Below are 23,884 nucleotides of genomic sequence, written 5' to 3' on the forward strand. Positions count from 1 at the left end.
AAACTCAAACAAACCCAGAATTTAACAAATAAAAAGGCATATCGATTTTTTATAAACAAACTAATTCTGAATCTACGGGACGCTTTGTTATACTAAAATTTTTATTTCCACAAATTACCAAGGTATCCTCTATTCGGATCCCTCCAAGTCCAGGGAAATATACTCCAGGCTCGACAGTAACCGTCATACCAGATTGTAGAGAAATGCTTTTCCCCGCTGGAGATAGTCTTGGATACTCATGAATATTTCTTCCGACACCATGACCTGTACCATGGAAAAAATACTCGTCTAATCCATGAGATCTTAATATACGTACGGCTTCTTCGTGCACATCACTGCACAAAACTCCTTCCCTACACAAAGCCATCGCAGATTTTTGAGCCTCAACAACTATAGGATAACTTTCCAAAAGTCGAGAATGAGGACGTCCCCAGGCAACAGTGCGAGTCATATCGGAACAATAACCATCCAAAAGTACACCGATATCTATAAGTACGATATCTCCCTGACGTAAAGGACGATTTGAAGGAATCGCATGGGGAAAAGCGGCATGTTCTCCAAAAGCAACGATAGGAGGGAAAGAGGGAGCAGTTGCTCCTGATTGAGCCCAAAAAGTTCGCAACTGCTTTACGACTTCTTTTTCTGTTATGCCTTCATGAAGTATGGATAAAACATAATCAAAGCCAGCAGATCCTAACGCTGCAGCTTGACGCATCTGTTCTATTTCCTGCTCAGACTTAATACTACGAAGTTTTTCGGTAAATAGTCTCAGAGGCTCCCATTGACAAGGAATTTTTTTCCACATCTCATAATTACTATAGGAAGTGTGCTCACTATCAAATCCTATACTTTGGTAAGCGTGAGATTGAATATAGTTAGAAAGTACTTCAAGATGATTTTTTGAACAAAAAATCAGAGAAACACTCTGAATATGCGCATAAAGGTCTTTATCGATTTTATGAACAAAAAAAACTGCCTCTTCTTGACTTATAAGTAAAGTTCCAGAGACAGCTTCATCATAGAGAAAGTATGCTATATCTTCTTCTCTTTCTATTAACATCGCATCAATGTTATAAGTTTTTAAAGCCTGTTGTGCAAGCACTATACGATTCCGTAACATACTATCCTCCAATAAAATCTGTATCAACGATTTGACGAAGTATTTGTGTCCCGTCAAAAGCTTTTTCTGGTTTTCCAAGGCCCCAAAGAAGAGTCAACCATGAAGCATCAAATATTCGAGAAGTTTTTGAAAAAACTTCTCGAGAAAGAACATCTCGCATTAAAGAGAAAAAGGCTTCCCGATCTACTTTTTCTTGACCTTCGGCAATCAATAATAAAATCCAAGATTTCAACTCTTCTTCTTCGATAAATGTTGGAGCACTTTCAATAATAAACGTTTGAGGACCAATTTGTGAGATCTCTATCCCTAATTGACAAAACTCTTGAACATACAGTGAAAGAAAACGGCTTTCTTGAGGAGTTACCTGTAAGGTTAAAGGAATTAGAAAAGCTTGGCTCTTATACAAATAACGATGTTCTTTTAAGGACATGTAAAACAAATGTTTCCGAGCTATGGCAGTAAAAACAATATAAACACCTTCAAAATCTTCTGCCAAAACCACTCGACCTAAAGAAGCTAAAAAGCGTACATTACGCGCTCCTAACCAATCTATTTGCAAAGCGTCTTCCCGAGATTTCACGAATTCTGTAAAAAGATCTTTCGAAGAAACTTTGAACTCTTCTTCTAAGGAAGTTTCACTAGGATTTAAAGGCTGGCATACCGGCAAAAATTCTCTAATTTCAAGTGGCGGCTCAAAAACAATAGGACTTTGGTGTATTCCTTGAGGACAAACTAAGACTTCAGAAAGAAGTTCCTTTAACTTTTCCCCGACAAATTCTTCTCGAAGAATGCGCACCTCTACTTTTTGTGGATGTACGTTAAAATCACACCAAGCAGGGGGAAGATATAACTTTAAAACAAATACAGGGAATCTCTGTAAAGGAAGAAGTAAAGAATAAATCTCTCCAACTTTTCTAGAGATGAATAAAGATTCTACAGGACGATCATTTATAAAAATTTTCTGCCCTTGACGTGTAGGACGATGAAAATTTAAAGCTCCAAGAAAGCCTACGATACGAATATCTTTATCACCTCTATCTACAGCAAAAGCACCTTGCATAAATTCCTCACCCATAATAAGGGCTGTTCTTTCCGCAAAGTTTTGATGTTTCAGCACAAAAAGTTCTTGATTCTTCTCACTAATCCAAGACCAACCAATATTTTCCGAAGCAAGCACTCCGTTTTCCAATATCTTACGCACAAGCAATCGATCTATTTGAGGGCTCTTTTGAAAACCTCGCCTTACAGGGATATTATAAAACAACGAATCTACAGTTATCGTAGTCCCTAACTGGCGCGCTGCAGGTTCACAGAGAAGCATTTTCCCTCCTTCCACAACAACATATGCACCAGTCCCAACCTTTGGAGAAGAAAGGATTTTCATTTTAGAGATAGAAGCTATGGAGGGTAATGCTTCTCCTCGAAAGCCATAACTATGCAAAGAAAAAAGATCTGAGAAGTTACAAATTTTAGACGTTGCGTGACGCTGCAAAGCTAGAGAAATCTCTTCTGCCGTCATTCCGCATCCGTTATCTTTGACAACAATGAGCCCTTGACCTCCGCCAAGGGTTTCCAATTCTATTTCATCGGCGCCAGCATCTAAAGCATTCTCCAAAAGCTCTTTAACTACTGAAGCAGCATTTTCTATGACCTCTCCAGCAGCGATTTGGTTCACTGTAACCGAATCCAAAAGCTGAATAGGTTTTTTTTGAAACATAATTACTCGATAAAATTCCAAAAGAGCAAGTTAAAGAACCTTAAAGCTAAAGTCAAGAAAGAGGGGATGGCTTGATTTGCCTCATCTTTAACAACTTAATTACTTTATACAAAAACAAATTCATATTTTTATTAAGCTATTGTTCCGAAATAAACATAAAAATAACTATATTAGATATAAAACAAATAATTTTTTATTTTAGGAATTATATTAATGAGTAATCCTAGCTCTAGTAAGCCAAACAAACCTTCAGCATCTTTCAATAAGAAAAATCGCAGCCGCTTAGCAGAACTCGCTGCACAAAAAAAAGCGAATGAAAATGATTTAGAACAGAAGTACCCTCCCCCAACAGAAGAGGAAACAAAGCAAGTTCTATTGAATATTTTTCAAGGTTTGGGGAACGGCTTGTCATTACAGCAAATTTTAGGAATATCAGATATTCTTTTAGAAGAAATTTATACCATAGCCTATAGCCTATATTCTCAAGGAAAGTATCTTGAAGCCATTGGTCTTTTCCAAATTCTTGCTGCCTCAAAGCCTCAAAATTATAAATACATGTTGGGCTTAAGTTCTTGTTTTCATCAAATGAAGATGTATAACGAAGCTGCTTTCGGATTTTTCCTAGCCTTTGATTCTCAACCAGACAACCCTATCCCACCCTATTATATCGCAGACAGTCTTCTAAAGCTTGATCAGCTAGAAGAGTCTAAAAACTTCTTAGACATTACTACAGACATTTGCGGCGACAAACCAGAATATAAAATTCTGAAAGAGCGCTGTAGTATTATGAAAGGATCTATTGCTAACACGCAACAATCTAAAAAAGAAAAAGACACGAAGAGAAAGCCTGTAGCAAAAAAGGCTCCAGGAAAGAAAAACAAAAAAAAATAGAATCTAGGAACTAGGAACCTGTCATGCAGAAAAAAATTCAAAAAAAATCAAAAAAGACATCCAAACCTATAGCGAAACCTTCTACTATTTGCTCGAAATCAATAAAAAACAATGAAACAGCTCTTCATGATTTGGAAAACGCTGTTTTAGAAATTTATCAAGATTTTCCTTTAGCTCAGACATTTGCAAATCTTACAGACAGCAAACAAATGTCTAAAATGATCGCAGCACTTTCTGGAACACTAGATTCGTTACATATAGAAGAGCTTACCCAAGGTTTATTCCCTAATCCTAAAGAAGATGAGCGCTTTGCTAAAAATTTATCTTCTGTTCTGTATAGCTTAAAAAATCTTTCTAAAATCGTAACTGATAACATATCTAAAAACGTTGAATAGTCTTTTGGAATCAATCAATTAGGTAAAATATGTCTCTTTCATCTTCCTCAGGACCAGATAGCGCTAAAAATATTCTAAGTCAGGTGCTAACATCGACTCCTCAAGGGGTTCCCAATGAAGACAAGCTCACAGGAAAAGAAAATAAGCAGGTACAACAAACTCGCTCAGGACTCAATGCAGAAATGCAGAGTGATGTAAAACTCACAAACTCTGAAGCAAAAGAGACTCAAGGAATTGCTGCGAACAGTCCTGATATGCAATCAGGAGACATTGGCGATCTTATAAAACAAATTCAAGAGGAAAATAGCCTTTCTAAAACCGAAAGCCAACAAATACAAGAATTGGCAACACAAATCGGTACAACGATTGATATTTCCAAAGGGTTACAGGCTCTTGAAGGATTAAAAGAAACCTTCTTATCTACACTAAGCCCTGAAGAAAATGCTTTATTACAACAAGTTACGGACATTGTAAAAGATGCTGTTTCTGGAAACATCGTTGGCAACACGCAATTAGAGACCCCTCAGCTTCCTGTTCCCAAACTCACACCGAGAAAAGATGTTTCAGAAATTGGTATGGCACTTGCCAAAGCAATAGCAGCTTTGGGAGAATCTACAAGGTCAGCGATATCTAACTATCTCAGTACTCAAGCACAATCAGACGCTTCTAATAAAGCTTCTCTAGAAAAGCAGGGGCTAAAAATAGATAAAGAACGTGAAGAATTCCAAAAAATGAAAGAGCTTGAAGCTAAAGCTAAAGATAACACTGCGATGGAGACTGCGAATAAGGTCATGATTGCCGTTTCTATAGCTGTGACAGTAGGTTCTGTTATTGCAGGCATCTTTACATGTGGAGCAGGATTTATTGGTTTAGCTGCAGCTGGAGCTTTAGCAGCTGGAGCTGGAGCTGCTGCTGCGACGACGACAGTGACTGCTGTTGCAACTCAAGTCACAATACAAGCTGTCATTCAAGCTGTTAAAACAGCTGTTGTAGAAGCAATAAAACAAGCCATTTCACAAGCTATAAAAATTGCTGTTAAACAGGGACTTAAAGCCGCTATTAAATCCCTCATAAAAACTATTGCTAAAGTAGTATCTAAAGCCATAACAAAAATTTTCTCTACAGGGAAAAGTGTAATATCCAAGGCATTCCCCAACCTATCTAAAGTAATAAACTCTCTATCTAGTAAATGGGTCAGTCTGGGTATAAGCATAGCCACAGCAGTTCCTGGTCTAGTAAAAGGAATTGGTCAAATGCAGACAGCAGACCTTCAACAAGAACTTGCTCAAATACAAAAAGAAGTTGGGAAACTCGTAGCTCAGTCTGAAATGATGAAAATGTTCACTCAATTCTGGATGCAAGCAAGTAAAATAGCAGCAAAACAAACAGGTCAATCCGAAGAGATGTCTCAACAAGCGACAAAACTCGGTGCTCAAATTGGAAAAGCCTTCGCAACAATTAGCGCAGGTCTTGCAAGTGCAGTATAAATTAATTTCAAGAGGTATTTTTCTATGACATCAGGAGTCAGTGGAAGTCCATCAAGTAATCAAGATCCGTCATTAACTGCTCAGATTGCACAAAATGCTAGAAGTACTGGAGCGTCGGCATCAGGAAAAGCCCAAGGGCAAAAAGCAGCTGGAACAGACGAGGCTCTTGGCTTTGAAGACCTTATTCAAGATATGCAAACTGAAGGTAGTTCTAAAAAAGAAAAAACGTCACAAACAACTAAAAGCGGAAAGACTTCGAAAAGTGAAAAATCTAAAGGTGCTTCTTCAACTTCTACTGTAGCCGAAGCTTCAAAGACTGCAACAGCTGGCGCTGTTACAGCAACTAAGCTCGGAGCAAATTACGAGGCCCCTCATCTCCCATTTCCTGAAAGTTCTGAAGTAAATGGTGTAGTTCTTCGAAAAGGAAAAGGAACTCTAGCTCTCTTAGGGCAAATCATGGCTCTTTTAGCGGAAGCTTCTGGAAAAAGTTGGTCAGCATCATTTCAACAACAAAACCAAGCTATTGCAAACCAAATACAAATGGCTCCTGAAATCGGAGAAGCAATAAGATCTCAAGCAAATAGTCAAGCAGCAGCGACCGAAGCACAAGCTAAACAAAGTTTAATTTCTGGAATTGTAAATGTTGTTGGCTTCGCCTTAACTGTGGGTATGGGAACTCTCAGTGCTTTAAAAAGCGGAACATCCTCTCTTAAAGCAGCTAGCTTTACAAAAGAAACAGGAGGCGCAGCAGCAGCAACTACGCAATCTGCATTATCTACAGCGACCCAATCCACACAGCAGACAGCAACAGCTGCCGCATCAGCAGCGAGCTCTGCAACTTCAGCTTTAGGAGGAGGAATCGGAGCCTCTGCAGCTAAAACCGCAGCAAATCTTACAGACGATATGGCAACAGCAGCTACAAAAGCCACGACCGGAGGAATTTTTGGGAAGGTATTAAATACACCAAATTGGTCTGAAAAAGTGACTCGAGGTTTCAACGTTGTCAAACAACAAGGAGCTCGAGCAGCTGAGTTCGGTTCTAAGGTTTTGGGAGCAACAATGCAAATGTCTCAAGTCATACACGGACTTAGCGCCGGAATAGAAGGAATTACTGGAGGTGTAATCGGAGCAGAAGTTGCTGAGCACCAAAGAGCTGCTGGGGAAGCTGAAGCTAGAGCAGAAATGCTTAAGCAGCTATCTTCTGTTCAGGGTCAATATGCAGGACAAGCAGGTCAATTGCAAGAACAAGCCTACAGTGCTTTCAAAGAGGCTTTACAAACTCTAAATAATATTGCAGATAGTCAAACTCAAACGACTTCTGCAATTTTTAATTAAAGCTTTGGGCGAGTTCATTAGAACCTCGCCTAAAATGTAAAACAGTTTTACATTACGAGGCAATATAACCTTGACGTAACTCTTCCTGATATATCAAACGACAACCAAGGATCATAAAACCTACAGCTGGAAGTAGGCCCCAGGAAAAACTTTCTCTGAGAAGAATCCATCCATAAAAAGCTGCAAATAATGGCATGATCAAATTACAAAAAGAAAGAAACGTCGAAGAGTATTTTCTTAAAAGTTTTGCATAGAGATTGTAGCAGATCAAATTCGAGATGAAGACTAAAGTAAATACCGATTCTAAAAATAGTGGGATGTTCTGTACAGGAATCGGATTCCACGGTTCTACACATAAAGAGTGTACAAGAGAAAATCCTCCAGCAACGAGCATCGCTAGGGCATTTATTGCAGAGGTGGATAAAGAGCTATTCTTTTCTATTTTACGCAATAGCGTCCAACCAAAAGCAGCAAAACACGTCGCACACAAAAGCAAAAATTCAGGTAGGCCGAAATTCCAAGACCACGCTTGTCCTCCACCACTCTCACCACCCAAAACTAAGTATGAAATATACCCTATAAGGCCTAAGCCTAATCCAAAAATTTTTTTAAAAGAAATCCTCTCCTTCAACTGCAAATAAGAAAATAAAGCTGAAATAAAAGGTGATAGACCATAGATAAAACAAGCTTTAGCAGAACTTAATCCCTGTAGTCCCAAAAATTCACAGACATTAGCAAGATAGTAGCCTGTAATAGCTAAAATAATAATATGGATAAAAATTTGTTTTGGAAAACGCAAAGAACCTCGCCGCATCCAAACAATGCTGGCAAGAACACCTCCAGCAAACAGCATACGAATCCCTGTAGTAAACAGAGGAGCTGCAGAACTCATAACAAGCTTGCTAATAGCAAAAGATGAAGACCAAATAAAAGCGGTAAAAAAAACTAAAAACAAAGACATGCGGAAACTTTAGAGTGGAATAAAACCCATCTATTTTAAAAGAAGAGAAAAATTGCCTCCAACTTAAATAAAAATTAAAAAGAAAAATACTAAAAATTCACATAAATGTTTTTCTGAAAAAGTCTCTTGCTTTGATCACTAAAAACACTAAAATACTAGGGAAGAAACATCCCCCTAGAAAATATGATCCAAGTAAATTGTAATCAAAAGACATACGAATTGCCAAAAGGAACTTCTGCGATAGACTTCGCGCAAAATTTTAAAAATTCGCATACCTTTGTTGGAGCCGTAATCAACGGACATCCTAAAGATCTTTCTACTCTCTTGGAAGAAGATGACACAATAACTTTTATTACTTTTGAAGACTCTCAAGGAAGAGAAATATTTTTCCATACTTCAGCTCATTTGCTTGCTCAAGCTATTCTTCGACTATGGCCAGATGCACAACCCACCATAGGACCAGTTATCAATCAAGGATTTTATTACGATTTTGCCAATCTTACTATTAGTGAAAAAGATTTTCCAGCTATTGAAGCAATGGTTGCTAAAATTGTCGAAGAACGTCTTCCTATAACAAGATTTATTCTTAAAAATAAAATAACAGCCTTAGAGAAATTTTCAAAAAACCCCTTTAAAGTTGAGTTGATACAAGAGCTCCCAGAACATGAGGAAATCTCAATGTATGGTCAAGGGGAATTCATCGATTTGTGTCGAGGTCCTCACCTTCCTTCTACTGCGCCGGTAAAAGCTTTTAAAATTTTACGAACTTCAGCAGCTTATTGGAGAGGCGATCCCTCTAGAAAATCTCTAGTTCGAGTTTATGGCATAGCGTTTCCTACGACTAAAGAGTTAAAAGAACATCTATACCGACTTGAAGAAGCAAAAAAACGCGATCATCGAGTTCTTGGGGCTAAGCTGGATCTATTTTCTCAACAAGAGTGTTCTGCGGGTATGCCTTTTTTCCATCCCAGAGGAATGATCATATGGGAAGCTTTAATTGATTATTGGAAACGACTACATAAACTTGCTGGCTATAAGCAAATCAAGACCCCTCAACTTATGAATCGGCAACTTTGGGAAAATTCTGGTCATTGGGCAAATTATAAAGAAAATATGTATACCCTATTGATTGATGATGAAGATTATGCCATCAAACCAATGAATTGTCCTGGCTGCATGCTTTATTATAAAACTCACTCACACAGTTATAAGGAATTTCCTCTTCGCATTGCAGAAATAGGACATGTTCATCGTTATGAAGTTTCTGGAGCTCTTTCAGGTTTAATGCGTGTGCGAGCATTTCATCAAGATGATGCTCACGTTTTTTTAACTCCTGAGCAGGTAGAAGGAGAAACGCTAAATATTCTTTCTTTAGTTTCTGAACTTTACCAAACATTTGGTTTAGATTATCATCTAGAGCTTTCAACACGACCCGAAAAAGGTACTATAGGTAGTGATAAACTTTGGAATCACGCAACAACAGCCCTACAAAGAGCCTTAGAAAATTCTTCCATCCCATTTATTGTCACACCTGGAGAAGGCGCTTTCTATGGTCCTAAAATTGATATTCACGTCAAAGACGCTATCCAGCGTACATGGCAGTGTGGAACAATTCAATTGGATATGTTTTTACCAGAGCGTTTCAATTTAGAATATACAAATTCTGAAGGGGAAAAAAGTACTCCTATAATGCTACATCGAGCATTATTTGGCTCTATAGAGAGATTTTTAGGTATTCTAATAGAACATTTTAATGGTAAATTTCCTCTATGGCTTAGCCCAGAACAAATTCGTCTCATTACAGTTGCGGATAGGCATGCTTTCCGAGCAAAAGAGCTTGTTCAAGAATGGCAAAAGTTGGGCCTTATTGTCTCTATAGATAACACTAGCGAATCTGTGAGTAAAAAAATTCGTAACGCACAAACTATGCAAATTAATTATATGGTTCTCCTTGGAGACCAGGAAATCGAAAATAAAACGCTATCTGTGCGAACACGTGATAATCGCGTTATTAACAATATAACCGTAGAACAGTTCTTAAATACTATACTTGAAGAAAAGAATTCTTTAAGCTTAACTGCACTATTGTAGCCATTAAAATCTAAGGATAAGCTTTTGCTATGCAAACTATAGCTGTAAATAGCTTCAAAGGGGGGACTGCGAAAACTTCAACGACTCTTCACTTAGGAGCTGCATTAGCGCAGTATCACAATGCTAGAGTATTGCTTATAGATTTCGATGCCCAAGCAAATTTAACTTCAGGACTAGGTCTTGACCCAGATTGTTACGACAGTTTAGCAGTTGTGTTACAGGGGGAAAAAGATATTCGCGAGGTTATTCGTCCAATTGAAAATTCTGATTTGGACTTAATTCCTGCAGATACGTGGTTAGAGCGTATCGAAGTTTCTGGGAACCTTGCTGCAGATCGTTATTCTCACGAAAGATTGAAAAACATCCTAAAGCAAGTGGAAAATGACTACGATTATATCATTATTGATACCCCTCCCTCATTATGTTGGCTTACAGAATCTGCTTTAATAGCTGCTGATCATGCACTTATTTGTGCAACCCCAGAATTTTACAGTGTAAAAGGTTTAGAACGTTTAGCTGGTTTTATTCAAGGGATAGCTGCGCGACATCCTTTAACAGTACTTGGAGTTGCTCTATCTTTTTGGAACGGTCGAGGCAAAAATAATTCTACTTTTGCAGAGCTTATTCAAAAAACTTTTCCAGGAAAACTTCTAGAAACTAAGATACGCAGAGATATTACCGTTTCAGAAGCTGCGATTCATGGTAAGCCTGTGTTTTTAACAGCTCCGAGCGGTAGAGCTTCTGAAGACTATCTAAATTTAACAAAAGAATTGTTAATTTTATTAAGAGATATTTAATTCTATGGGCAATTTAAAGACTCTACTAGAAAATCGCTTTAAGAAAAATACTCCTAATAAAATAGAGTCACTAGCTCGTAAACGTATGGAAGGTGAACTCTCTCCTTTTCCAGGAAAATTTGCAAATAGAACTCTATCTCCTCAAGAAAAAATTAAGTTACAAAAACTTTTAGAACACTATTCTTCGAAAGATCAAGTAGAACAACAAGACTTTCATAACCTATGTTTACTTTCTGCTGAGATCAAACAAATTCATCATCAATCAGTGCTTTTACATGGAGAGAGAATTAAGAAAGTTCGAGATCTTCTTAAAAACTATCGCGAAGGGGCCTTTTCTTTTTGGCTCATGCTAACATATGGCAATCGGCAAACGCCATATAACTTCCTAGTATATTATGAGCTCTTTTCCCTTCTTCCTGATTCTTTAAAAATAGAAGCTGAAAAAATGCCAAAACAAGCTATTTATACTTTAGCATCCCGTCAAGGGTCTCAAGACAAAAAAGAACAGATAATTCGCAATTATAAAGGTGAAACTAAAGACGAACTTCTTAGTATTATTCGTAAAGAATTTCCCTTAACAACAACAGATTGTCGCCAAACTTCCTTATCAAAACAAGCACTCACCTTGCTCTCCAAAGGGACTTTATTACTAGGAAAGTGTTCTACTCTATCCTCAGAAGAAAGAGGCTCTTTGGAAAAATTGATAAAAAAACTCGAAAAAGTTAAAAATAACTTCTTTCCTAATACAAAGGTGTGATCATTATGGCAGCAAAAACAAAAACATTAGAATTAGAAGATAATGTATACCTCCTTCTTGAAGGAAACTTAAAAAGGATTTTTGCTACTTCTATTGGCTATACAACATTCCGAGAATTTCAAAATGTTGTCTTTAACTGTGCAAATGGACAACAAGAAATCGCAAACTTTTTTTTTGAGATGCTTATTAATGGTAAACTTATTCAAGAGGTTAGCTCACAGCAAAAACAAGCAGCACAAAATCTCATTGCAGCATTTATGATGCCAATCCGAGTAGCGAAAGATATACATGAACGTGGGGAATTTATTAATTTTATCACTTCAGATATGCTTGCACAGCAGGAACGTTGTATCTTTCTAAATCGCTTAGCTCGTGTTGATGGACAAGAGTTTTTGCTCATGACAGATGTACAAAATACTAGTCATCTAATTCGACATTTGCTTGCAAGACTTCTCGAAGCACAAAAAAATCCTGTTGGAGAAAAAAATCTTCAAGAAATTCGTGATGAACTAGAATCTTTAAAAAATCATTTTGAAGAACTTATGAAAGCTCTTCAATAATCAAAATTATGAACAAGAAGAAACGAGTACTCACAGGAGATCGCCCAACAGGGAAGCTTCATTTAGGACATTGGATTGGTTCAATAAAAAATCGTTTAGAACTACAAAGTAATCCCCAATATGAATGCTTTTTCATTATAGCAGATCTTCATACCCTAACTACTAAAATTCGCAAAGAAGAAGTCTTAGAGATTGATAATAACGTCTATGAAGTTCTTGCAGACTGGTTAAGTGTAGGGATAGATCCCGAGAAGTCTACTATCTATCTTCAATCTGCAATTCCTGAAATTTACGAACTTCATCTCCTATTTTCTATGATAATTTCCATAAATAGAGTCATGGGAATTCCTAGTCTTAAAGAGATGGCACGAAACGCTTCTATAGAAGAAGGGGGTCTATCCTATGGCCTTATTGGCTATCCTATCTTACAAAGCGCAGATATCCTTTTAGCAAAAGCTCAACTTGTCCCTGTAGGGAAAGATAACGAAGCCCATGTAGAGCTTACTAGAGATCTTGCAAGAAATTTCAATCGTTTATATGGAGAAGTTTTTCCAGAACCTGAAGTTTTACAAGGAGATCTTACCTCTTTAATTGGTATTGATGGTCAAGGAAAAATGAGTAAGTCAGCAAATAATGCGATTTATCTTTCTGATGATGAAACCACCATTAAAGAAAAAATTCGCAAGATGTATACAGACCCTAATCGAATTCACGCAACAACCCCTGGTCGAGTCGAAGGAAATCCTCTATTCATCTATCATGATCTTTTTAATCGTCATAAAGACGAGGTTGAAGAATTTAAAAGACGTTATCGTCAAGGCTGCATCAAAGATATTGAAATTAAAGCTCGTCTAGCAGAAGAAATTTTGTTCTTTCTAGAACCCTTTAAACATAGACGTAATGAGCTCTTAGCTCACCCTCAACTTCTTCAAGAAGCCTTGTATCAGGGAACCATGCACATGCGTGCAGTAGCCAAAGAAACTATACAAGAAGTCCATGATAAATTGGGATTGAGTCATAAATGGCGTTCTTTGCTTAACTAATAAGTCTATGACATTTAAGTTACATGCCCCTTTTACACCTTGTGGAGATCAACCAAAAGCTATTGCTCAACTTTGTTCTGGGCTTCATAAAAACATAAAAGCACAAGTGCTTTTAGGAACAACAGGATCTGGGAAAACATTTACAATAGCAAATGTCATTGCCAATATAAACCTACCAACTTTAGTTTTAGCTCATAATAAAACTTTAGCTGCTCAGCTTTATCAAGAATTTCGAGAATTCTTTCCAAATAATGCTGTTGAATATTTTATTTCCTATTACGACTACTATCAACCAGAAGCTTATATAGCGCGTAGTGACACTTATATAGAAAAAAGTCTATTAATCAATGATGAGATAGATAAGTTACGTTTATCTGCAACACGATCTATTTTAGAACGCCAGGATACTCTCATTGTTTCTTCTGTTTCTTGTATTTACGGTATTGGCTCTCCAGAAAATTACGCATCCATGTCTTTAGTTATAGAAGTTGGGAAAGAGTATCTCAGAGAAACTTTTATTTCCCAGCTTGTAAAAATGCATTATCAAGCTTCTCCGGTTCCACAAAGGAGTACATTTTGTGAGAGAGGAAGTGTTATAGATATTTTCCCAGCATATGAAAGTACTCAAGCTTTACGTTTAGAATTTGTTAATGACTCCTTAGTTTCTATTGAAAGTTGTGATCCTCTTACAATGATTCCTAAGGCATCCTTAACAACAGCTACTCTTTATCCAGGATCCCATTATGTCACTCCAGAAGCAATTCGAGAACAAGCAATTCGAACTATTCGTGAAGAATTAGAAGAACGTATGCTATTTTTTGATAACCGTCCTGTAGAACAAGATCGAATATTTCACAGAACAATGCATGATATTGAAATGATCAAAGAAATAGGTTTCTGTAAAGGAATCGAAAATTATTCTCGACATTTCACAGGGAATCCTCCAGGAACTCCTCCAGCATGTCTCCTAGATTATTTTCCTGAAAATTTTCTACTCGTTATTGATGAATCTCATCAAACACTTCCACAAATAAGAGCTATGTATCGCGGAGATCGCTCTCGAAAAGAATCTTTAATAGAATATGGGTTTCGTCTTCCTTCAGCATACGATAATCGTCCTCTAACTTATGAAGAAACCCAGAAATATTTTCGCAAAGTCATTTATGTTTCTGCAACTCCAGGAGAAACGGAACTTAGAGAAAGTCAAGGGCATATTATTGAACAAATCATTCGTCCAACAGGAATTCCAGATCCCATTCCAGAAATCCGACCAGCAACAGGACAAGTCGATGATCTCTTAGAAGAAATTCGCCTCAGACTTACTAAAAAACATGAAAAGATTCTCGTTATTTCCCTAACAAAGAAACTTGCTGAGGATATCGCAGTATTTCTTAATGAGCTTGATATAGCAGCAGCTTATCTCCATTCTGGAATAGAAACTGCAGAACGCACACATATTTTATCAGATCTACGTATGGGTAAAATTGATGTACTGATTGGTGTTAACCTTTTACGCGAAGGGCTAGATCTTCCTGAAGTATCTTTAGTTGCCATCTTAGATGCTGATAAAGAAGGTTTTTTGCGGAGCACCTCATCCTTAATTCAATTTTGTGGAAGAGCAGCAAGAAATATTCAAGGGAAAGTTATTTTTTATGCTAATCAGAAAACAAAATCTATAGAAACAACTATAAAAGAAACTGAACGACGAAGACAAATCCAACTTGATTATAACAAAAAGCATAATATTACCCCTCGCCCTATTATAAAGGCTATTTTTAAGAATCCGATTCCTCAAGGGGGGAAAAAAGATCTTACAATAGAAAGAACTCTTTCTCAGGAAGATCTCGAAAAACAAATTAAAAAATATGAAAAGCTGATGCTTCAGGCTTCTGAAAATTTTCTTTTTGATGATGCTGCAAAATACCGAGATCTTATGACATCCTATAAGGAACAGTTATTATATTTTTCATAATTTTCAAGTAACAAAATCTATTTACTTTTTGTTATAATAAAATCTAATATGGCCAATAAAGAATCCGCTTTTATTGTATATTCGGTAGAACTATTCTTTAAACCTCTCTAAAGGTTTTAATCTTTTAAAAAGAGACTCATTATGTTCGAAGCAACTATTTCTGATATCCAAGCTCGAGAAATTTTAGATTCCCGAGGTTTTCCGACTTTATATGTTAAAGTTATTACCAGTATGGGGTCTTTCGGAGAAGCTTGTGTTCCTTCTGGAGCATCTACAGGGATACATGAAGCTCTGGAACTTCGAGATCATGATTCCTCTAGATTCCAAGGTAAGGGAGTACTCAATGCCATTAAAAATGTGAAAGAGATTCTTCTCCCTCTTTTACAAGAGTGTAGCATTTTTGATCAGGTTCTACTAGATTCGATCATGGTAAATGCTGATGGAACTCCTAATAAAGAGAAATTAGGAGCTAACGCTATTTTAGGTGTTTCCTTAGCTTTAGCAAAAGCTGCAGCGAATACCTTACAACAACCTCTCTATCGTTACTTAGGAGGATGTTTTGCTTCTACGCTCCCTTGTCCTATGATGAACCTCATTAATGGAGGGATGCATGCTGATAATGGTTTAGAATTCCAAGAATTCATGATTCGACCAATCGGAGCACGTTCTGTAAAAGAAGCCATACGCATGGGAGCAGATGTTTTCCATTCTCTCAAAAAACTTTTGAACGAACGCCATTTAGCAACAGGGGTCGGAGACGAGGGTGGGTTTGCACCTAATTTACAATCAAATGCAGAAGCTCTCGAGCTTCTTCTTTCTGCTATAGAAAAAGCTGGTTTTATTCCTGGAGAAGATATCTCTCTAGCTCTGGACTGCGCTGCATCTTCATTTTATGATACAAAAAAACAAACCTATAATGGGAAAAATTACGAAGATCAAATACAAATTCTCTCAGAACTATGTGAAACTTTCCCTATAGACTCGATAGAAGATGGCTTGGCAGAAGAGGATTATGACGGCTGGTCTTTGCTAACAACAGAACTCGGTGAAAAAGTGCAACTTGTCGGAGACGATTTATTTGTAACAAATCCCGAATTAATAGCTGAAGGAATTAGCAAAAATCTCGCTAATGCAGTTCTTATTAAACCAAATCAAATAGGTACACTTACAGAAACTGCAGAAGCTATTCAATTAGCTCATACTCATGGGTATAGCTCAATAATCTCTCATCGCTCTGGAGAAACAGAGGATACAATCATCGCAGATCTTGCAGTTGCTTTTGATACAGGACAAATTAAAACAGGCTCTTTATCACGTTCTGAGCGTATCGCTAAATACAATAGGCTCATGGCAATCGAAGAAGAACTTGGTCAGGAAAGCCTGTTCAAAGATTCTAATATCTTTGCCAAAAACAATGAATAAAAGAATGTAAAACAGGATGATATCCATAATAACGATTGGCACTGTCTTTAGTTTGCATTATTTCCTAGAGTAGCTCTAAATAAATAGTAGATATCCCCTTAAACAAAATTTTTATATACTAAGAAAAAATTCAAAACTCGAGAAGAGCCTGCGCTTCTTGAAAGTCTTTGGAAAGTAAAATCGCTATATAGATGATCCCCTTTACTAAAACAATTGGGTTCCGACTATGGTTAGCTTGTGTTACAGCTATCATTGTTCCTCTTGGAATCAATATAGTTTTATTAAACATAGAGCAATACCACTCAACAGTTTCATCTATTTCTAATTCTCTAAAAGAAAATGCAGCATTCAAAGCAAATACCCTCATGCAGATAGTTCCTTTAAATGCCAATGTTCTTGCTTTGTTTTCTGAAGTGTTGCAATTAGATCAAGGTATTCCAGAAAATCCAGACACAGCTCTCAGCAACGAAATGCAAAGAGTTTTTAGCACTACTTACGATGAAATCTCTCTTATCAAAATTCAAGCTAATGGAGATAAAATTGTTGTGGCATCGAATCTTTTAGAACATTTAGGAGAGAATTATACTAATAAAATTACTATTTCTCCCAATGAAGAATTTTCAGCTTCCTTCAAACGCTCTTCTACAAAGAATGAAGTATTTTCTGTTATGCAATCTAATCTTTTTAATCCTAGAACGCAAGATCTCGAAGGAATTGTATATACAACATTTAATGCTCACGACCTATTGAAAAATCTTTTAATAAATCAACAAGCCTACCTCACAGTAAAAACAGCTGTTATTTCTAAAAATGGAGTAATTTTAAAAGCTTCAGATCCCGCTTTAAATCTTCGAACAACGCATTCTAATATCTCAAAACAAGAATTCTGTAAGATATTCCTCAATGAAGATACTTGTCCTGAGGATCTCTACTTAGAACCTCTTTCATTAATTCCCCTACGATCTTTAGGATCTAACTTCTTTTCATTTAAAATAAAAAATAGAGAAGCTTGGGGTTATATCGAAAACCTTTCAAATATGGACATTGCCATACTGTCTTATAGTAAAAAAGACGACAGCTTTTCTCTTTTATGGAGACGAATAGGCATGTATCTTGCTTATTTCATTTGCATACTTTTCGGAAGCATTGCAGCTTATCTTGTTGCGAAAAGATTATCTTTACCCATTCGTAAACTCGCAACAACAATGATAGAAACACGAAAAAATCTGCATCATCCTTCTTATACGGATGATTCACTAGGATTTGAAATTAATCGTTTGGGACATATTTTCAACGCTATGATTAGCAATCTAAACAAACAGCAAGAGCTTGCTAAACAAGGTTTCCTTCTTAAAGAAAGTGCTCAAAATGCTTTACAGCTTGGTGAACAAGCCCAACAGAGACTTCTTCCAAATGCTCTCCCTAACTATCCTCATACAGAAATTGCCAAAGCTTATATCCCAGCAGTTACTGTCGGAGGTGATTTTTACGATGTTTTCATTGTAGGAGAAGGAGCTGAAGCAAAACTTTTTCTTATTGTTGCAGATGCTTCTGGAAAAGGAGTTTCTGCTTGTGGTTACTCTTTATTCTTAAAAAACATGCTACGTACCTTCTTGTCTAATTCTTCATCTTTAAAAGAAGCTATTCAAAAAACTTCTTCTCTCTTTTATGAAAATACCATGGATTCTGGGATGTTCGTAACGTTATGTGTATATTGCTACAGTTACGCAACTCAAACTATAGAATATTACTCTTGCGGACATAACCCTGCTTGTTACGTTACACCTCAAGGTGAGTCTTGTTTACTGTTTCACCAGGGAATGGCCTTAGGTTTTCTTCCTAATATTCCAAAAACCCCAGATGTTGTCTTTCATCCTCAACCAGGATCGTTGATATTTTTATATTCAGATGGGATTACAGAGGCACATAATGCTCAACAAGAAATGTTTGGAGAAGAACGCTTACTTTCTGTAACACGGACCCTAAAAAATAAAAGTGCAGAAGAAGCCGTTCATGCTCTTATGCTTGCTGTAAAAGCTTTTGTAGGAAATAGTCCTCAACATGATGACATTACCTTATTAGTTCTAAAAATATCAGAGTCATGAAACAAACATTCACTAAACGAATTCTTCTTTTTCTTTTTTTAGTAATTCCGATACCGCTTATTCTTAATCTTGTTTTCGTTAGTTACTTTTCTTTTTCTGCAGCAAAAGCAAATCTTGTTCAAACACTTCATACTCATGCAACGAACCTAAGTATAGAATTTGATAAAAGACTTAATATTCATAAGTTATTTATCGACAGACTTGCAAATACTCTATCATTAAAAGCTTACGCTTCTCCGGAAGGATTCTCCTTAGCTTCTAATGAAATTTTTTCTCTTCCTGATGCAGAATTTTCCCTATGTCTCATTAATCTTTTAGACGGATCAATAAAAGCCAAGCATCCTGGGGACCCTTTCATTCGTTATCTTAAAGAACATCCTGAGTTAAAAAAAAAACTTAGCAACAACATCGGCCGTGCGATTTTACTTACAGTGCCAGAACCCCAACCTCAGCATTACCTAGTTTTAACAGAAGACATTGCAGAATGGAATTCGCCACAAATCTCAGGCCTTCTTATAGGCTTTTATCCCATGTCTTTTTTACAAAAGGATCTATTTCAATCTCTTCATATTACTAAGGGAAACATCTGTTTATTAAACAAGTACGGAGAAACTCTATTTTGCTCTCAACCTGATGAGAAATTCTCTATTTTTTCTTTAAATCTTCCAAATCTTCCGCAACTAACTCCAAGAACATCTCCTTCCATAATTATCAAACCACCACCTTCAATATTGAAAGAAAAAGATATTGTCAGTGTCAATATTGAAGGGAAAAACTACTTAGGGTTATTGCTGAATAAAATTCCCATTCAAGGGATATACACGCTTTCCCTAGTTCCTGTTTCTGATCTTATTCGATCAAGCCTGACTTTACCTATCAATATTCTTATATTTTATATTCTTGCCTTTTGCTTGATGGGCTGGATTTTTTCTAAAATCAATAAACGATTGAATCAGCCTCTGCAAGAGCTTACTCTATGTATGGAATCTGCTTGGCAAGGGAACCATAACGTACGATTTGAACCTCAGCCTTATGGTTATGAAATCAACGAATTGGGAAATATTTTTAACTGCACATTATTGCTTTTATTAAACTCTATAGAAAAAGCTGATATAGGCTATGCTTCTGGAAACAAATTACAAAAAGAATTGGCTATTCTTGAATCACTTCAAGAAATTCTTTTAAGCCCTAAATTCCCTTCTTTCCCAGAAATTTCTTTTAGTTCTCAGCATCTTCAAGGAAGACAACGTTCGGGACACTTTTATGGTTGGAACATTAGAGAAGAAGACCATAGTCTTCTCGGTGTTATCGGTCTTGCCGGAGATATCGGATTACCGTCTTATCTTTATGCCCTGTCTGCTCGAAGCTTATTTTTAGCTTACGCTAATCTTTATTCCTCCATTGAAGATATTAGCAAAGAAACTATGAAAAACTTCTTAAAAACAACAGAGGGGAACGAAGCAACGGTTTCTATGACCTTTTTGCTCTATTTCAAAGAAAAACGAGAACTTTCTCTACTTTCTATAGGAGATTCCGCCCCCACAGTATTTCTGAAAAGAGGAGATACATTTACTCGCCTAGCAATGCCTTCGAAATGTTCTATGCTATCGAATGACTTAATCGTGTGTGTTACGGGAAATAGGGAGCTCTCAGATCATCTTAGTAAGCTTCCTATAGAAGCCCTACTTAAAGACTCGCTTTCTACAGTAAATGGAGAAAATTTTATAGATTCCTTAACCACAATACTAAATAACAGAGATCAAACAGAAGCAGATGGAACTTTAACAATATTAGAATTCTTGTACTAAAAAATAAAACTTAATGCTTACCCTGCAGTAAATCTATCAACATTTCAGATCTTGCCTTGCTCCCTTTCTTTGATTTCAAAGGAGAAACAGTCCATTTACTTAGAAATAAAAAATTTCTAATCTTTTTCTACTTTTAGATTTTTATGAAAGCATTTCACAAACAAAGCTAGAGTTATGGAAATAAGAGCTAAAGAGATCGTAAGCACCGCACACACAATTAAAGATACGGGAGTAGGAACAGAAGACAAAGCATATAGCATTGCAGTAGTTACCGCAAAACCAATTGAAAGCAAGAGGCTTACCCTGGAGACTTGTGTTAGAAGAGAAGCTTTCGCATAAAACCTATCCAAGCATCCCTGAGAATTTTCTTGAAGCTGAGTTGCAATACTATTTACCATAATAATCTTTCCTTAAAAGCTTCAAGGCAAAAATCTTATACTAACCTCCTATTTTTCTTAAAGAGTCGTCTACTGACATAAACATCAGATTCATGATAAAGAAACGAGATAGCAGTGTGTCTTTCTCCTTTTTTCTATGTCAAGATTAGATAACTTTGTTTTTCAATCCTTAACGGAATCACAACAACCGACCCCCTTAGAAGAAATTTTCTGTGTGGATGATACAGCTCTATTTGAAGCTTATCAGACAACAGCTCTGCAATCTCCATTAGCAGCAAAAACAATAAATATTGCACAGAAAACAGCTATTTACATTCTTGCTGATAACGGAGAAATAGACCCTATTAAACTTATTGATGCTATTCATCATCTTACAAATCATTTATATCCTTTAGGGCCTCATCGCCACAACGAAGTTAAAGCTCGAGAGCATCTTTTAAATATGCTGAAAGCTTTAAAAGAATCTAAGGAACTTAAAGACCGCATTAAAAAACTTTTTGTTCCTTCTTACACAACCATTCAAAATCTTATTCGTGATTCTCTGGCATTGGAAGATTCTATTCCAATAACAACTATTCATGTTAGACAAGCTGCTTTAACAGCTTTATTTACCTATCTACGTCAAGATGTGGGCTCATGTTTTGCTACAGCTCTAGCGATTCTTATTCATCAAGAATACCCAGAACTCTTTTTCAAAGACCTTGATGATTTATTAAGCACTGGGAAACTCACAAGAATTATAGGTACTCGAGAAGTTTCTATTCCTATTAATTTATCTGGGTGTATCGGAGAGCTTTTCAAACACATAAGGATCCTAGATTTATATCCAGATCCCATAATGAAGCTCTCTGCATCTCCGGGATTACAAAAAGCTTTTGAAGCAGCAGGAATATTAGATTCTCAAGAAACTTCTCAAATCCAAGTTCAGCAATTACTCGCTCATGAATACATGTTACAAAAACTACAACAGATTCAAACAACGATCTCGGCACATGAAATTATCCAAACAACATTACTACATTATTATCAAGTTTCAGAAAGTATCGTAAAGACTGTTCTCTTTAAAGAAGGCTTACACAGCAAAGAAAAAGTTCTTTTCACTTCACAACATCCTCATGAGCTTTCACAAGCTCAGAAAGTGTACAGCTATCTTTTTGCTTATGAACAAGCAAAAAGAGCTTTTATTCGAGATACACAAAATCCTCTTCTAAAATCTTGGGAATACTCTTTAGCAACACTTGCCGATGCAAATAACTCTGTAACAGCACATCATATTCATATAGCCTTGGGCTGGAATCATGATGAGCCAGATAGCTTAGCAAATCTCATACAGACTTTCGTTGAACATGAAATTACAAATATCCATTCCATAGTTTCTCAATGTGAACAAACCTATCAAGAAGCTCGAGCTCAACTTGATTATATTGAAAATCGCATGAAAAATCCTTTGAATAATCAAGATAGTCAGATTTTGACTATGGATCATATACGGTTTCGTCAAGAGCTAAATAAAGCTCTTTATGACTGGGATGCTGCTCAAGAAAAAGCTAAGAAATTCCTGAATTTACCAAAATATCTTATGTCTTTTTATACCAAGCAAATTCCCCAATATTTCCGAAGTTTCTATGATGCCTTTATTCAAGAATTTTCTCATTTACACACAGATACCCCTGCAGGTTTTCGAGTTCTTTTCACACATGGAAGAGCTCATCCTCATTCCTGGTCACCAATTTATTCCATAAGCGAATTCATTCGCTTCCTCTCGGAATTTTTCTCTTCTACAGAAGTTGATTTACTCGAGAAACATGCTATCGAAGACTTAGAAAAAGAAACTTCCGTTCTTATTCATAATATTATTGCCCTTCTACACAAAGAAAGTTTTCAACAAGCAGCTCTTACTCGAATTCTCCAAGCCTACAATCTTCCTGTCCCAGAATCTATTTTAAATAATTTAAATCAAGTTACTCTTACCCCTTGGGTTTATATCTCAGGAGGATCTGTAAATTCTCTACTTACCGATTACTTTGAAAAAACAACACCTTTAACAGTAATGCAGAAACATCCAGAAAATGCTCATGAATTAGCAGCTTTTTTCTCAGATGCTCTTAAAGATCTCCCTGAAGGCATAAAAAGCTATTTAGAAGATGGCACACATACTCTCATTACAGCATCCCCAAGTCATGTTTTTTCTGTAATTGCAGGATCTCCTCTATTTAGAGAAGCTTGGGATAATGACTGGTATAGCTACACATGGCTTCGTGATGTATGGATGAAGCAGCATAACAGCTTTTTATACAATACTGTTCTTTCTCAACCAGATATTTACACTTTTATAGAACGTTTTTGCAAAAAATACTCTCTTGATCATCTTATTCAAGATTTTCATAATTTTTGCTCAGATTACTCTTTCTCTCTACCAGAATTTTATGATAAAAGTTCCCAATTCTTACAAGAGATACTCCCAGATGCCCACCATACTCTAATATATCAACGACGTCTCGCTCATCAGATAGTAAATGATGTTCCTTATGTTTCAGAACAACAGCTTCCAGAGACTTTGGAACTTATTTCTGCTTATTTAGGAATATCTTCTCGCATAACATTTAACAAATTTAGCGATCTTATAGAACAGCATATCCCTAAGCTTTCTTTGCTTTCTTCTTCCGACATTCGTCATCTGTATAAAGGATTACTTATGCAAAGTTATCAAAAAACTTATACAGAAGAAGATCTTTATTTACGTTTAGCAAATGCTATGAGACACCACAGTTTAGCCTATCCTGCCCCATTACTATTTGGTGATAGCAATTGGCCTTATAGTTATTTTGGCTTTATACTTCATCCGGGGACATCACAAATAGATCTATGGCAATTTAATTATGCTGGATTACAAGGAGCTCCTTTAGAAAATCTTCAAGAGGTTCTATCCGTAGAGAAACCTTGGTCTCTCTATTCTAATCCTATAGATTACGGAATGCCTCCTCCTCCAGGATACCGAAGTCAAATGCCAAAAGGATTTTTCTAA

The 23,884-nt window shown here is 36.5% G+C and carries 18 protein-coding genes; 14 read left to right on the forward strand and 4 right to left on the reverse strand.

The features are described 5' to 3' along the window. Positions 1 to 49: 49 nt before the first annotated feature. A complete protein-coding gene (locus tag JMS40_RS01055; RefSeq protein WP_201456427.1) occupies positions 50 to 1,120 on the reverse strand; it encodes a Xaa-Pro peptidase family protein in 1,071 nt (356 codons plus the stop codon). 1 nt (position 1,121) lies between these two features. After that, the gene (gene mutL, locus JMS40_RS01060) at positions 1,122 to 2,837 is read right to left on the reverse strand and encodes a DNA mismatch repair endonuclease MutL (protein ID WP_201456428.1); all 1,716 of its coding nucleotides are present in this window, start codon (positions 2,835 to 2,837) and stop codon (positions 1,122 to 1,124) included. A 213-nt stretch (positions 2,838 to 3,050) separates the two neighbouring features. Here mutL and JMS40_RS01065 point away from each other — a divergent pair, with 213 nt between their 5' ends. Genes JMS40_RS01065 through sctE form a run of 4 tightly spaced genes read left to right on the forward strand, consistent with a single transcriptional unit; the run spans position 3,051 to position 6,945 of the window. Then, a complete protein-coding gene (locus JMS40_RS01065) occupies positions 3,051 to 3,728 on the forward strand; it encodes a SycD/LcrH family type III secretion system chaperone (RefSeq protein ID WP_201456429.1) in 678 nt (225 codons plus the stop codon). Between the two features lie 23 nt (positions 3,729 to 3,751). Further along, positions 3,752 to 4,123, forward strand: a complete 372-nt coding sequence (locus JMS40_RS01070; protein WP_201456430.1) for a hypothetical protein — start codon at positions 3,752 to 3,754, stop codon at positions 4,121 to 4,123. Positions 4,124 to 4,152: 29 nt separating this feature from the next. After that, a complete protein-coding gene (locus tag JMS40_RS01075) occupies positions 4,153 to 5,610 on the forward strand; it encodes a secretion system protein (protein ID WP_201456431.1) in 1,458 nt (485 codons plus the stop codon). Positions 5,611 to 5,634: 24 nt separating this feature from the next. Beyond that, a complete protein-coding gene (gene sctE / locus JMS40_RS01080; protein WP_201456432.1) occupies positions 5,635 to 6,945 on the forward strand; it encodes a type III secretion system translocon subunit SctE in 1,311 nt (436 codons plus the stop codon). Between the two features lie 52 nt (positions 6,946 to 6,997). On the opposite strand, the gene JMS40_RS01085 is transcribed toward sctE, so the two are convergent. Then, entirely contained in the window at positions 6,998 to 7,906 is a 909-nt protein-coding gene (locus tag JMS40_RS01085; protein WP_201456433.1) for a DMT family transporter, read from the reverse strand. A gap of 183 nt (positions 7,907 to 8,089) precedes the next feature. Here JMS40_RS01085 and thrS point away from each other — a divergent pair, with 183 nt between their 5' ends. The 9 genes from thrS to JMS40_RS01130 all read left to right on the forward strand — a co-directional run bounded on the left by thrS (position 8,090) and on the right by JMS40_RS01130 (position 20,461). Next, entirely contained in the window at positions 8,090 to 9,997 is a 1,908-nt protein-coding gene (thrS, locus tag JMS40_RS01090; RefSeq protein WP_201456434.1) for a threonine--tRNA ligase, read from the forward strand. 29 nt (positions 9,998 to 10,026) lie between these two features. Then, positions 10,027 to 10,794 carry a ParA family protein gene (locus JMS40_RS01095; protein WP_201456435.1) on the forward strand — a complete coding sequence of 256 codons (768 nt, stop codon included), beginning with the start codon at positions 10,027 to 10,029 and terminating at the stop codon, positions 10,792 to 10,794. A 4-nt stretch (positions 10,795 to 10,798) separates the two neighbouring features. After that, entirely contained in the window at positions 10,799 to 11,551 is a 753-nt protein-coding gene (locus JMS40_RS01100; protein ID WP_201456436.1) for a pGP6-D family virulence protein, read from the forward strand. Positions 11,552 to 11,556: 5 nt separating this feature from the next. Next, positions 11,557 to 12,111 carry a CT584/Cpn0803 family type III secretion system protein gene (locus JMS40_RS01105; RefSeq protein ID WP_201456437.1) on the forward strand — a complete coding sequence of 185 codons (555 nt, stop codon included), beginning with the start codon at positions 11,557 to 11,559 and terminating at the stop codon, positions 12,109 to 12,111. 8 nt (positions 12,112 to 12,119) lie between these two features. After that, positions 12,120 to 13,154, forward strand: a complete 1,035-nt coding sequence (gene trpS, locus JMS40_RS01110) for a tryptophan--tRNA ligase (protein WP_201456438.1) — start codon at positions 12,120 to 12,122, stop codon at positions 13,152 to 13,154. A 7-nt stretch (positions 13,155 to 13,161) separates the two neighbouring features. Then, complete coding sequence (gene uvrB, locus JMS40_RS01115; RefSeq protein ID WP_201456439.1) at positions 13,162 to 15,126, forward strand: excinuclease ABC subunit UvrB; 1,965 nt, start codon at positions 13,162 to 13,164, stop codon at positions 15,124 to 15,126. Between the two features lie 141 nt (positions 15,127 to 15,267). Continuing rightward, positions 15,268 to 16,548, forward strand: coding sequence for a phosphopyruvate hydratase (eno, locus tag JMS40_RS01120; RefSeq protein ID WP_201456440.1), 1,281 nt, complete (start codon positions 15,268 to 15,270; stop codon positions 16,546 to 16,548). A gap of 191 nt (positions 16,549 to 16,739) precedes the next feature. Then, complete coding sequence (locus tag JMS40_RS01125; protein ID WP_201456441.1) at positions 16,740 to 18,653, forward strand: PP2C family protein-serine/threonine phosphatase; 1,914 nt, start codon at positions 16,740 to 16,742, stop codon at positions 18,651 to 18,653. Then, positions 18,650 to 20,461, forward strand: a complete 1,812-nt coding sequence (locus JMS40_RS01130) for a regulator of sigma subunit (RefSeq protein ID WP_201456442.1) — start codon at positions 18,650 to 18,652, stop codon at positions 20,459 to 20,461. The genes JMS40_RS01125 and JMS40_RS01130 overlap by 4 nt, the downstream gene beginning before the upstream one ends. Positions 20,462 to 20,577: 116 nt before the next feature. Here the strand turns inward: JMS40_RS01130 and JMS40_RS01135 are convergent, their stop codons facing one another. After that, complete coding sequence (locus JMS40_RS01135; protein WP_201456443.1) at positions 20,578 to 20,859, reverse strand: hypothetical protein; 282 nt, start codon at positions 20,857 to 20,859, stop codon at positions 20,578 to 20,580. A gap of 136 nt (positions 20,860 to 20,995) precedes the next feature. Between JMS40_RS01135 and JMS40_RS01140 the strand changes: the two genes are divergently transcribed. Beyond that, on the forward strand, positions 20,996 to 23,884 hold the full coding sequence (locus JMS40_RS01140; protein ID WP_201456444.1) for a hypothetical protein: 2,889 nt from the start codon (positions 20,996 to 20,998) through the stop codon (positions 23,882 to 23,884).

Source organism: Chlamydia sp. 17-3921 (assembly GCF_902705545.1).
GTDB lineage: Bacteria > Chlamydiota > Chlamydiia > Chlamydiales > Chlamydiaceae > Chlamydia.